Raw genomic sequence first — 13,156 nt, 5'->3', positions numbered from 1 at the left:
CGCCGTGCGGCCGTTCCGGCGCCACCGGAGTCCGCCCCGTGGACGCGCTGCCCATCCAAGCCCACTCCCGGTTACGCTGGCGCGGTGCGCCCTTCCCCGGGACGCCTCGTGATGCCCGGGAAGCCGCAAAGCCGACAGTCGTCGCATCCGAGGGAGCCTCTTTCATGGCCGCGTTGCCGCCGACCCCTTCCGCAGACAGCCGGGCTCGTGTGTCCGCGCTCCGAGAAGCCCTGGCCACCCGAGTGGTGGTGGCCGACGGAGCCATGGGCACCATGCTCCAGGCGCAGGACCCCACACTCGAGGACTTCGAGAACCTCGAAGGCTGCAACGAGATCCTCAACGTGACGCGGCCGGACATCGTCCGTTCGGTCCACGCCGAGTACTTCGACGCCGGTGTGGACTGCGTGGAGACCAACACCTTCGGCGCCAACCACACCGCCGCCGCCGAGTACGACATCTCCGACCGCGTGCACGAGCTGTCCGAGACGGGCGCCCGGATCGCCCGCGAGGTGGCCGACGAGTACGCCGCCCGGGACGGCCGCCCGCGCTGGGTGCTCGGCTCGGTCGGCCCCGGCACCAAGCTGCCGACGCTCGGCCACGTCGCCTACGCCACGATCCGCGACGGATACCAGGCCAACGCCGAGGGACTGCTCGCGGGCGGCGCGGACGCGCTGCTCGTGGAGACCACCCAGGACCTGCTCCAGACGAAGGCCTCCGTCCTGGGCGCCCGCCGCGCCATGGAGGCCACCGGTGTCGAGGTCCCGCTGCTGTGCTCGATGGCCTTCGAGACCACCGGCACCATGCTCCTCGGCTCCGAGATCGGCGCGGCGCTGACCGCCCTGGAGCCCCTCGGCATCGACATGATCGGCCTGAACTGCTCGACCGGCCCCGCCGAGATGAGCGAGCACCTGCGCTACCTGACGCGCCACTCGCGCATCCCCCTGCTGTGCATGCCGAACGCCGGCCTGCCGATCCTCACCAAGGACGGCGCGCACTTCCCGCTCGACCCCGAGGGCCTGGCCGACGCCCAGCAGACCTTCGTCCAGGACTACGGCCTCTCCCTCGTCGGCGGCTGCTGCGGCACCACCCCCGAGCACCTGCGCCGGCTGGTCGAGCGCGTCCGGGACGTGACCCCGACCGACCGCAGCCCGCAGCCCGAGCCGGGCGCGGCCTCGCTGTACCAGTCCGTGCCGTTCCGGCAGGACACCTCCTACCTGGCCATCGGCGAGCGGACCAACGCCAACGGCTCGAAGAAGTTCCGCGAGGCCATGCTGGAAGGCCGCTGGGACGACTGTGTGGAGATGGCCCGCGACCAGATCCGCGAGGGCGCGCACATGCTCGACCTCTGCGTGGACTACGTCGGCCGGGACGGCGTGGCCGACATGGAGGAACTCGCCGGCCGCTTCGCCACCGCCTCCACCCTGCCGATCGTGCTGGACTCCACCGAGGTCGACGTCATCCAGGCCGGCCTGGAGAAGCTCGGCGGCCGCGCGGTGATCAACTCGGTCAACTACGAGGACGGCGACGGCCCCGAGTCCCGCTTCGCCAAGGTGACCGCCCTGGCCAAGGAGCACGGCGCGGCCCTGATCGCGCTGACCATCGACGAGGAGGGCCAGGCCCGCACCGCCGAGAAGAAGGTCGAGATCGCCGAACGCCTCATCACCGACCTGACCGGCAACTGGGGCATCCACGAGGAGGACATCCTCGTCGACTGTCTGACCTTCACGATCTGCACCGGCCAGGAGGAGTCCCGCAAGGACGGCATCGCCACCATCGAGGGCATCCGCGAGCTGAAGCGACGCCACCCGAAGGTGCAGACCACCCTCGGCCTGTCCAACATCTCCTTCGGCCTCAACCCGGCCGCCCGCATCCTGCTGAACTCCGTCTTCCTCGACGAGTGCGTCAAGGCGGGCCTGGACTCGGCCATCGTGCACGCCTCGAAGATCCTCCCGATCGCCCGCTTCAGCGAGGAGGAGGTGCAGACGGCCCTGGACCTCATCCACGACCGCCGCGCCGAGGGCTACGACCCGCTCCAGAAGCTCATGCAGCTCTTCGAGGGCGCCACCGCCAAGTCCCTCAAGGCGGGCAAGGCCGAGGAACTGGCCGCCCTGCCGCTGGACGAGCGCCTGAAGCGCCGCATCATCGACGGTGAGAAGAACGGCCTCGAAGCAGACCTGGACGAGGCCCTCCAGGAGCGGCCCGCCCTGGACATCGTCAACGAGACCCTGCTGGACGGCATGAAGGTCGTCGGCGAACTGTTCGGCTCCGGCCAGATGCAGCTGCCGTTCGTGCTCCAGTCCGCCGAGGTCATGAAGTCGGCCGTCGCCCACCTCGAACCGCACATGGAGAAGTCCGACGAGGCGGGCAAGGGCACCATCGTGCTCGCCACCGTCCGCGGCGACGTGCACGACATCGGCAAGAACCTCGTCGACATCATCCTGTCCAACAACGGCTACAACGTCGTCAACCTGGGCATCAAGCAGCCGGTCTCCGCGATCCTGGACGCCGCCGAGGAACACCGGGCCGACGTCATCGGCATGTCCGGACTCCTGGTCAAGTCCACCGTGATCATGAAGGAGAACCTGGAGGAGCTGAACCAGCGCGGCCTGGCGGCGAACTTCCCGGTCATCCTCGGCGGCGCCGCCCTGACCCGGGCCTACGTCGAGCAGGACCTGTACGAGATCTACGAGGGCGAGGTCCGCTACGCCCGCGACGCCTTCGAGGGCCTGCGCCTGATGGACGCTCTGATCGGCGTCAAGCGGGGCGTGCCCGGCGCCAAGCTGCCCGAACTGAAACAGCGCCGGGTCCGGGCGACCGCCCCGGCCGCCGTCGAGGAACGGCCCGAGGAGGGGCACGTCCGCTCCGACGTCGCCACCGACAACCCCGTCCCCGAGCCGCCCTTCCGCGGCACCCGCGTGATCAAGGGCATCCAGCTCAAGGAGTACGCGAGCTGGCTCGACGAGGGCGCCCTCTTCAAGGGCCAGTGGGGCCTGAAGCAGGCCCGCACCGGCGAGGGCCCCTCCTACGACGAACTCGTCGAGAGCGAGGGACGGCCCCGGCTGCGCGGCCTGCTGGACCGGCTCCAGACGGAGAACCTGCTGGAGGCGGCCGTGGTCTACGGCTACTTCCCGTGCGTCTCCAAGGACGACGACCTGATCATCCTGGACGAGCAGGGCAACGAGCGCACCCGCTTCACCTTCCCGCGCCAGCGCCGCGGCCGCCGCCTGTGCCTGGCCGACTTCTTCCGCCCGGAGGAGTCCGGCGAGACCGACGTCGTCGGCCTTCAGGTCGTCACCGTCGGCTCACGCATCGGTGAGGAGACCGCGCGGCTCTTCGAGGCCAACGCCTACCGGGACTACCTGGAACTGCACGGGCTGTCCGTGCAGCTGGCCGAGGCACTCGCCGAGTACTGGCACGCACGCGTCCGCTCCGAACTCGGCTTCGCCGGCGAGGACCCGGACGAGATGCAGGGCATGTTCGAGCTGAAGTACCGGGGCGCCCGCTTCTCCCTCGGCTACGGCGCCTGCCCGAACCTGGAGGACCGGGCGAAGATCGCCGACCTGCTGGAGCCGGAGCGCATCGGCGTCCAGCTGTCCGAGGAGTTCCAGCTGCACCCCGAGCAGTCCACGGACGCCATCGTGATCCACCACCCGGAGGCGAAGTACTTCAACGCCCGCTGAGCGCCCTCCGGCGCACGTCACAGCCACCCCCGGCGTATCCACGGTGTGCCCCGGGGCACAGCTGCTAAACGAGGCACATCGCTCACGGACGACGTAGACTGGTCGGTCCACTGCAGGCCGGTTCCCCGTGTGGGAACCGGCCTGATCGTCCCTCAAGGAGGTAGGTGGATGACCAGTACGGTCCCCGCGCTCGGTACCCGGTCGGCCGAGGGGTCGGCCCTGCAGGCCGTGCTTCTCGACATGGACGGCACCCTGGTGGACACGGAGGGCTTCTGGTGGGACGTCGAGGTCGAGGTCTTCGCCTCCCTCGGCCACAGGCTCGACGAGTCCTGGCGCCACGTCGTGGTGGGCGGGCCGATGACCCGCAGCGCCGGGTTCCTCATCGAGGCCACCGGCGCCGACATCGCCCTGGACGAGCTCACCGTGCTCCTGAACGACGGCTTCGAGGGCCGCATCGGCCGCGCCCTGCCGCTGATGCCGGGAGCCGGCCGGCTGCTCGCCGAGCTGTACGAGTACGAGATCCCCACCGCCCTCGTCTCCGCCTCGCACCGGCGCATCATCGACCGGGTCCTCACCTCGCTGGGCGCCCACCACTTCAGCCTGACCGTGGCCGGCGACGAGGTGCCGCGCACCAAGCCCCACCCCGATCCCTACCTGGCCGCCGCCGCCGGACTCGGCGCCGACCCGGCCCGGTGCGCCGTCATCGAGGACACCGCGACCGGCGTCGCCGCCGCCGAGGCCGCGGGCTGCCAGGTCGTGGCCGTGCCCTCCGTGGCCCCCATCACCCCGGCCCTGCGCCGCACCGTCGTCACCTCCCTCGAAGAGGTCGACCTGACATTTCTGCACGGTCTGATGACGGAAATGCGCTAGACCTTCACCCAGCGTGCAGCGGCCTTAGAACGGCAATTCCGAAAGTGAATTCGACCTCCCCCCGGCGATCGAATTCCCGTACCCCGGAACCCGTTTACGCGTGTGACGTTCCCCACGCGGTCCGGGGTCGACAGCCGATCCGGCATGTGCTGCGCACCCCTCCAGGGGGGTCGTCGGCGTGCCCTTGTGTCCCGATTGATGGAACGCTGTACCAAAGCTTCCACTGTCGGGTTTTCGGTCTGTCCGCGCCCGGTTCCGCAGCGTGATGGGTGCTCAACTCCGGTGGCTGCGAACCCTCCTGCCGGCCCGGACTAATCTCGTCGCGAGAACATCGCCCCACCCCCGTGATCGGCTGCGCCACCCCTGCATGCCGGGTGCACGGAGTCGACAGCTCTGGAGAATCTCGAGCATGAACCGCAAGACTTTGGTGCTGCCGGCCGTGATCGGCCTGCTCGCGCCGGTGCTCGCCGCCTGCGGCGGGACCGACAGCGGGAGCACCGACGGGGACGCGATCGTTGTCGGCACCACGGACCGGTTCACCGCTTCGAAGGACGCCCCCGCCCCCCTCGACCCGGCGTACGCCTACGACGTCGGCACCTGGAACATCCTGCGCCAGACCGTGCAGACACTGATGATCCAGCCGCGCGGCGAGGGTGAGCCGGTACCGGAGGCCGCCGAGCGGTGCGGCTTCACCGACACCGGCAACGAGCGCTACGCCTGCACCCTGCGCGACGGCCTGAAATTCTCCAACGGCAACGCTGTCACCGCGGCCGACGTGAAGTACTCCATCGACCGCGCCCGCTCCCTCAAGGCCGACAGCGGGGTGTTCGCCCTGCTGTCCACCGTCGACACCGTCGAGACCCAGGGCGACCGCGAGGTCATCTTCCACCTCAAGACGGCCGACGCGACCTTCCCGTACAAACTGTCGACCCCCGTCGCCGGCATCGTCGACCCCGAGGACTACCCCAAGAACAAGCTGCGCGACGGCTTCGACCTGGAGGGCTCCGGCCCGTACACCCTCAAGGCCGACGTCGAGAACGGCGAGCTGACCAAGGCCGAGTTCACCCGGAACCCCGACTACCAGGGCACCCTCAAGGTGAACAACGACAAGGTCGACATGGTGTCCTTCAAGGACGCCGACGCCATGGGCGAGGCGCTGGACAAGGGCGACATCGACCTGATGACCCGCGCCATGTCGCCGGATCAGATCCGCAAGCTCTCGGGCGACGCCGGCACCGACGTGGACCTCGTCGAGATGCCCGGCCTGGAGATCCGCTACCTGGGCTTCAACACCGACGCGCCGACGGTGAAGTCCAAGGCGGTACGCCAGGCGATGGCCCAGCTCGTCAACCGCAGCGCCCTGGTCTCCAAGGTCTACGGCTCCCAGGCAGAGCCGCTCTACTCGCTGGTCCCGGCCAGCGTCACCGGCCACTCCAACTCGTTCTTCAACAAGTACGGCGAGCCGAACGTCAGCAAGGCCCGGGCCCTGCTCAACCAGGCGAACATCACCACCCCGGTGAAGCTGACGCTGCACTACACCACCGACCACTACGGCCCGGCCACCAAGAAGGAGTTCGAGGTCCTGCGCGACCAGCTGAACTCCAGCGGCCTGTTCGACGTCGGCATCAAGGGCACCCCCTGGGACACGTTCCGCCCGGCCGAGAAGAAGGGCGAGTACGACGTCTACGGCATGGGCTGGTTCCCGGACTTCCCGGACGCCGACAACTTCCTCGCGCCGTTCCTCGACGCCGACAACACGCTCGGCTCGCCGTACGACAACAGCCGGATCCGCAACACCCTGATCCCGGAGTCCCGCCGTGAGGCGGACCGCCTGTCCGCCTCCACCAGCCTGACGGACATTCAGGACATCGTCGCCGGTGACGTGCCGGTGCTGCCGCTGTGGCAGGGCAAGCAGTACGTCGCCGCCCGCGACGACGTCACGGGTACCGCGTACGCGCTCAACTCCGCCTCGACGCTCCAGCTGTGGGAGCTCGGGCGGGGCGTGAGCGGCTGACGCACCCGATGGATCCCCGGGGCCGGTGACCGCGGCCCCCGGGGAACCCTGCCCCGGAGCCAGGACATGCTCCGGGAGTTCTCGAGAACCGACGACAAGGCACACACGTGAACCTACGCAACCAGTGGCCGGTCCTGCCGATCGTGGCGGGCCTCGCCTCCGGACTGCTGACCGGCTGTGGCACGGAGAGCGGAGACTCCGCGGGGGACGGCTCCAACGTGGTGGTGGGGATGTCCGACGACGTCCTGGCCACGGACCCGGCCTCCGGCTACGACCCCGGCTCCTGGCTGTTGTTCAACAACGTCTTCCAGTCCCTGCTGAGCTTCCCCAAGGGCGCGACGGAACCCCAGCCGGAGGCCGCCGAGGCCTGCGCCTTCAGCGACACGCAGACCCGGGTCTACAAGTGCACGCTGAAGGACGGCCTCAAGTTCAGCAACGGTGACGCGCTCACCTCGGAGGACGTGAAGTTCTCCTTCGACCGCATGCTGAAGATCAACGACCCCGACGGGCCCGCGATCATGTTCCCCACGCTCGACAAGGTCGAGACCCCGGACGAGAAGACGGTCGTCTTCCAGCTGAACACGGCCGACGCCACCTTCCCGAGCAAGATCGCCTCCGGTGCCGGCTCGATCGTCGACCACAACGAGTACGACGCGGGCAAGCTCCGCAAGGACGGCCAGGCCGTCGGCTCCGGCCCGTACAAGCTCGACTCGTTCGACGAAGACCAGGCCGTCTTCTCCGTCAACGAGAACTACGAGGGCACCGCCAAGGTGAAGAACACCGGTGTGACGCTGAAGTTCTTCGACGGCGACCAGACCGCCCTGAAGCAGGCCATCCAGAACGAGGAGGTCGACATCGCCTACCGCGGTCTCACCGCGGGCGACGTCGCCGACATGGAGAAGGCCGACGACGGCACCGGCACGGAGGTCGTCGAGGGCAGCAGCGCCGAGGTCCAGCACCTGGTGTTCAACATGGACGACCCGGTCGCCGGAAAGCTCGGCGTGCGCAAGGCCATCGCCCACCTGCTCGACCGCGAAGCCCTCATCAAGGACGTCTACCAGGGCACCGCGACCCCGCTGTACTCGATCATCCCGGCCGGTATCGCGGGCCACAACACGGCCTTCTTCGACACCTACGGCGCCCGCCCCTCCAGGGCCAAGGCCCAGGCCGCGCTGCGCGAGGACGGCATCACCGGCAAGGTGAAGCTCACCCTCTGGTCGACCCCGTCCCGCTACGGCCCCGCGACCGACCAGGAGCTGAACGCCATCGCCGGCCAGCTCAACGCCAGCGGCCTGTTCGACGCGAGCGTCAAGTCCGTGCCCTTCGGCCAGTACGAGAAGGACATCGCCGCCGGCAAGTACGGCGTCTACGTGAAGGGCTGGGTGCCGGACTACCCGGACGCCGACAACTTCACGGCCCCCTTCTTCGGCAAGGGCAACGTGCTGAGCAACAACTACGACAACGGCACGATCACCGGCTCGCTCATCCCGCGCACCGCCGCCACGACCAACCGGGCCTCCACGGACAAGGAGTTCGGCGAGCTGCAGGACATCGTCGCCGACGAACTGCCCGTCCTGCCCGTGTGGCAGGCCAAGCAGTACGCGGTCGTCCGCGACGGCGTCTACGGCCTGGAGTACTGCCTCGACGCCTCCACGGTGTTCCGCTTCTGGGAGCTCAGCAAGGACGACGCCTGACACTTCGATGTGAAGAGGGCGCCTCCCGCTCGGCGGGGGGCGCCCTCTCGCATACCGGCTCGCGGCCGTCACTGCGCGCCGGGACGCACCAGCCCGCTCTCGTACGCGTACACCGCCGCCTGCACGCGGTCGCGCAGGCCCAGCTTCGTCAGCACATGGCCCACATGCGTCTTCACGGTGGTCTCGCTGACGAACAGGTCGGCGGCGATCTCGGCGTTGGACAGCCCGCGCGCCACCAGCTTCAGCACCTCGACCTCGCGGTCGGTGAGCGTGTGCAGGGTGTCCGGTACCGGCTCGTCACCCGACGGCAGATGTGTGGCGTACTTGTCGAGCAGCCGACGGGTGATGCTCGGTGCGAGCATGGCCTCGCCCCCGGCGACGACCCGGATGGCCTGCACCAGCTCGTTGGCGGGAGCGTCCTTGAGCAGGAACCCGCTGGCACCGGCGCGCAGCGCCTCCACCACGTACTCGTCGAGGTCGAACGTGGTCAGCACCAGCACCTTCGCCGGGCCGTCCCGCCCGGGCCCGGTGATCTGCCGGGTCGCCTCCACACCGTCCATCCGCGGCATGCGGATGTCCATCAGAACCACATCGGGCTGTAGCGCACGCACCTGGTCGAGTGCCTGCAGTCCGTCACCGGCCTCCCCGACGACCGCGAGGTCCTGCTCGGCCTCCAGGATCATCCGGAAGCCGGTACGGAGCAGCGGCTGGTCGTCGACCAGTAGGACGCGGATGGCCACGTAAGTCTCCTTCGCTAGTCCGGCCCCATTCTGCCCTGCGCGGGTCCGCCGGACTCAGCCGCCCTCACCGGCGACGGGCTGCGCCGGAAGCCCCGCCTCGGGCACCGGCAGCGGATACGGCGGGGGAGTGCCCCCGAACTCCGGGCAGTGCGCCTGGTGGTCGCACCAGCCGCACAGCTTCGTGGGCCGGGGCCGCCAGTCGCCCGTCTCGGTCGCGAGCCGGATCGCGTCCCACAACGCCAGCAGTTTGCGCTCGACCCGCTCCAGGTCGGCGAGGACCGGGTCGTACGTCAGCACCTGGCCGCTGCCGAGGTAGACCAGCTGCAGCCGCCGGGGCACCACGTTCTTCAGCCGCCACACCACCAGGGCGTAGAACTTCATCTGGAACAGGGCGCCCTCGGAGTACTCCGGCCTGGGCGCCTTCCCCGTCTTGTAGTCGACGATCCGCACCTCGCCCGTGGGGGCCACGTCGACCCGGTCGATGATGCCGCGCAGCCGTAGCCCCGACTCCAGCTCGGCCTCGACGAAGAGCTCCCGCTCGGCCGGCTCCAGACGACTGGGGTCCTCCAGGGTGAACCAGCGCTCGACGAGCTGCTCCGCCTCGCCCAGCCAGCGCGCCAGCCGCTCGCCCTCGGGATCGTCGGCGAACAGCTCCCCGACCTCCGGCCGGGTCTCGCGCAGCCGGTCCCACTGACCGGGGATCAGGGACTTCGCCCGTGGTGCCGTGCGCTCGGCGGCCGGGGCGTCGAAGAGCCGCTCCAGGACCGCGTGCACCAGCGTGCCCCTGGTCGCGGCCTCGCTCGGCTTCTCCGGGAGCCGGTCGATCACCCGGAAGCGGTAGAGCAACGGGCACTGCATGAAGTCGCTGGCACGGGAGGGGGACAGTGAGGTGGGGGGTATGGCGGCGGACCCGGTCACGAGCTCGCTCACGGCCGCGGTCTCGGCCGCCGCCTCCGCCACGGACTGTGCCTGTGCCGCCGTGTCCGCCGGACCCTGCGCGGGCCCGGCCGGTACCGGATCCACCGCCGCGGCCGGACTGCTGTCGGGCTGCGCCGCGCCCTCGGTGCTCGTCTCCATGCCCCAGACCTTACGGCCCGCCACTGACAGTGACCCGGCCGCGTTCCGTGGGGGAAGCCGGGAGAGGAGGTCGACGTACGGGAAACACAGGGGTGCCGGGGCGAAACGCACCGCGACTGACGCATACCATCGACTCGAGACCCTCCCGTCCGGCAGGCGCGGGAGACGCTTCGATCGAGGGGACACCGGTGGACGAGAGCGGCGGGCGCGGGCGGCCGCGGTCCGGCAACGACGAGTCGGCCGAGCGTCACGCGGGACCTCCGGTCCGGGCCACCGACCCGACCCCCGCCGAGGAGCGGCCCACGGACGAGCACCGCTCCACCCCCGAGCAGCCCGCCCCGGCGCCGGAGCCGACGGACCCCGCGACGCCCGCGGACCCCCCGGCCGCTCCGCAGGGCAACTCGCCCGCGGACACCCCGGCCGCTCCGCAGGGCAACGCGCCCGCGGACACCCCGGCGGCTCCGCAGGGCAACCCGCAGACGGACCCCTCCCACACCGCCGGCACTACGCCGGATCCAGAGATCCCGGACGGCCGGACGCCGGATGCCTCCGCGCCCGCCTCCACCGAGCACGACACACACCCCGACCGCGCCTACGCCGGAGGGCCGGACTCGGCGGGTTCCGCCGGTACGCCCGAGCCGGACCGGCTGCGCAAGGCCCCGGCCCCGGGTGCGCGCCCTGGCAGTCCCGAGGCTCCGGCCCCGGGCGCGCGTCCTGGTGGTCCTGAGGCCCCGGTCCCGGGCCCCTCCGGCCTCCACGGGGACCGCCCTCTCGCGCACTCGGCCGACGGCAAAGGCCCCGCCCCCCAGCGGCCCGAGCCCCGGGGTGGGCTCCTCATGGGGCGGCCCTTCGGGGTGCCCGTGTACGTCGCGCCGAGCTGGTTCCTCGTCGCCGCGCTGATCACCTGGGTCTTCGGCGGCCAGCTGGAGCGCGTGCTGCCCGAGCTCGGCGCCGCCCGCTACCTGGTCTCCCTGTTCTTCGCCGTCGCCTTCTACGCCTCCGTACTCGTCCACGAACTGGCCCACACGGTCGCCGCCCTCCGCTTCAAGCTCCCGGTCCGCCGCATCCAGCTCCAGTTCTTCGGCGGTGTCTCCGAGATCGAGAAGGAGGCCGAGACCCCCGGCCGCGAGTTCGTGCTGGCCTTCGTCGGGCCCCTGCTCTCCCTCGTCCTCGCCGGTGTCTTCTACGCCGCCCTGCTGGCCGTGGAACCCGGCACCGTCCCGGGCGTCCTGCTCGCCGGACTGATGATCTCCAACCTCATCGTGGCCGCGTTCAACCTCCTGCCCGGCCTGCCCCTCGACGGAGGCCGTATGCTCCGCGCCGTCGTCTGGAAGATCACCGGCAAGCCGATGAAGGGCACCATCGCCGCCGCCTGGGTCGGCCGTGCCCTCGCCGTCTCCGTCCTCATCGGACTGCCGCTGCTGACCCAGTCCGGCGCGCTCGGCACCGACGCCGTCGACAACGTCGGCATGGACACCGTCCTCGACGCCCTGCTCGCCGCCATCCTCGCCGCGATCATCTGGACCGGCGCGGGCAACAGCCTGCGCATGGCCCGGCTGCGCGAGCACCTGCCCGAACTGCGCGCCCGCGCCCTCACCCGCCGCGCGGTCCCGGTCGAGACCGACACCCCGCTCTCGGAGGCCCTGCGCCGCGCCAACGCCGCCGGCGCCCGCGCCCTGGTCGTCGTCGACGCCGACGGCCAGCCCCTCTCCCTCGTCCGCGAGGCCGCCATCGTGGGCGTACCCGAGCACCGCCGCCCCTGGGTCGCCGTGAGCGGCCTCGCCCAGGACCTCACCGACGGCATGCGCGTCTCCGCGGAACTGTCGGGAGAGGAACTCCTCGACGCCCTGCGCGCGACGCCCGCGACCGAGTACCTGGTCGTGGAGGAGACGGGCGAGATCTACGGCGTGCTGTCGGCGGCCGACGTGGAACGGGCCTTCGTGAAGGCGATGGCCAGGCCCAGCTGAGTGGTCGGAGGCCCTCTCCGGGACCGGTAGGCTGGTCACATGTCCGAACCGACCGGTGCCGCCCGCAGGCGCGGGCCCTTCAAGGTCGGGGACCAGGTTCAGCTGACCGACCCCAAGGGCCGCCACTACACGTTCACGCTCGAGGCCGGGAAGAACTTCCACACCCACAAGGGTTCCTTCCCGCACGACGAACTGATCGGCGCTCCCGAGGGCAGCGTTGTCCGCACCACGGGGAACGTCGCCTATCTCGCGCTGCGCCCCCTGCTCCCCGACTACGTCCTGTCCATGCCCCGCGGCGCCGCCGTGGTCTACCCCAAGGACGCGGGGCAGATCCTCGCCTTCGCCGACATCTTCCCCGGCGCGCGCGTCGTGGAGGCGGGCGTCGGCTCCGGCTCGCTCAGCAGCTTCCTGCTGCGGGCCATCGGCGACCAGGGCATGCTGCACAGCTACGAGCGCCGGGCGGACTTCGCCGAGATCGCCCAGGCGAACGTGGAGCGCTACTTCGGCGGACCGCACCCCGCCTGGCAGCTCACCGTCGGCGACCTCCAGGACAACCTGTCCGACGCCGACGTGGACCGCGTCATCCTCGACATGCTCGCCCCCTGGGAGTGCCTGGAGGCCGTTTCCAAGGCGCTCGTCCCCGGCGGCATCCTGTGCTGCTACGTGGCGACCACCACCCAGCTCGCCCGGACCGTCGAGTCCATCCGCGAGATCGGCTGCTTCAACGAGCCGACCTCGTGGGAGACGATGATCCGCAACTGGCACATCGAGGGCCTGGCCGTCCGCCCGGACCACCGGATGATCGGCCACACCGGCTTCCTGCTCACCGCCCGCCGTCTCGCCGACGGCGTCGAGCCGCCCATGCGCCGCCGCCGCCCCGCCAAGGGCGCCTACGGCGAGGACTACGCGGGTCCCAACGCCGACGGCGGCACCGCTCGCTGAAGCGGCTCGTCACCGCATCCAACGCACCGGCGCCGGGGGGGGGGGGGGGGGGGGGGCCCCCCCCCCCCCCCCCGGCCCCCCCCCCCGGGGGGCCGCCGGGGCCCGCCCCCCCCCCCGGGGCCCACCACCGCCCCGCCCCCCCGCCCGGGTTCCGCGACCCCCCCACGCCGGG

7 protein-coding genes and 1 pseudogene are annotated in these 13,156 nt (G+C 70.9%); 6 read left to right on the top strand and 2 right to left on the bottom strand.

From position 1 onward, the window contains the following. Positions 1 to 164: 164 nt before the first annotated feature. The 4 genes from metH to ACIQU3_RS32710 all read left to right on the top strand — a co-directional run bounded on the left by metH (position 165) and on the right by ACIQU3_RS32710 (position 8,258). Positions 165 to 3,680 (top strand): methionine synthase, encoded by a 3,516-nt coding sequence (gene metH, locus ACIQU3_RS32725; protein WP_403728801.1) that lies wholly within the window; start codon positions 165 to 167, stop codon positions 3,678 to 3,680. A gap of 168 nt (positions 3,681 to 3,848) precedes the next feature. After that, positions 3,849 to 4,550 carry an HAD family hydrolase gene (locus tag ACIQU3_RS32720; RefSeq protein ID WP_403728799.1) on the top strand — a complete coding sequence of 234 codons (702 nt, stop codon included), beginning with the start codon at positions 3,849 to 3,851 and terminating at the stop codon, positions 4,548 to 4,550. Positions 4,551 to 4,959: 409 nt separating this feature from the next. Beyond that, complete coding sequence (locus ACIQU3_RS32715) at positions 4,960 to 6,564, top strand: ABC transporter substrate-binding protein (protein WP_403728797.1); 1,605 nt, start codon at positions 4,960 to 4,962, stop codon at positions 6,562 to 6,564. Between the two features lie 107 nt (positions 6,565 to 6,671). Continuing rightward, positions 6,672 to 8,258, top strand: a complete 1,587-nt coding sequence (locus ACIQU3_RS32710) for an ABC transporter substrate-binding protein (protein WP_403728795.1) — start codon at positions 6,672 to 6,674, stop codon at positions 8,256 to 8,258. Positions 8,259 to 8,326: 68 nt separating this feature from the next. On the opposite strand, the gene ACIQU3_RS32705 is transcribed toward ACIQU3_RS32710, so the two are convergent. After that, positions 8,327 to 8,998 (bottom strand): response regulator transcription factor, encoded by a 672-nt coding sequence (locus ACIQU3_RS32705; RefSeq protein ID WP_030946009.1) that lies wholly within the window; start codon positions 8,996 to 8,998, stop codon positions 8,327 to 8,329. 14 nt (positions 8,999 to 9,012) lie between these two features. Next, positions 9,013 to 10,075, bottom strand: a pseudogene (locus tag ACIQU3_RS32700) (RecB family exonuclease). 188 nt (positions 10,076 to 10,263) lie between these two features. Between ACIQU3_RS32700 and ACIQU3_RS32695 the strand changes: the two are divergent. Both ACIQU3_RS32695 and ACIQU3_RS32690 read left to right on the top strand, forming a co-directional pair. Beyond that, a complete protein-coding gene (locus ACIQU3_RS32695; protein ID WP_403929210.1) occupies positions 10,264 to 12,042 on the top strand; it encodes a site-2 protease family protein in 1,779 nt (592 codons plus the stop codon). 39 nt (positions 12,043 to 12,081) lie between these two features. Further along, positions 12,082 to 12,984, top strand: coding sequence for a tRNA (adenine-N1)-methyltransferase (locus tag ACIQU3_RS32690; RefSeq protein ID WP_031141913.1), 903 nt, complete (start codon positions 12,082 to 12,084; stop codon positions 12,982 to 12,984). Positions 12,985 to 13,156 lie beyond the last annotated feature (172 nt).

The sequence above is a fragment of the Streptomyces sp. NPDC101110 genome (assembly GCF_044759525.1).
Classification (GTDB): Bacteria; Actinomycetota; Actinomycetes; order Streptomycetales; family Streptomycetaceae; genus Streptomyces.
This window is presented reverse-complemented; position numbering and strand designations above follow the sequence as displayed.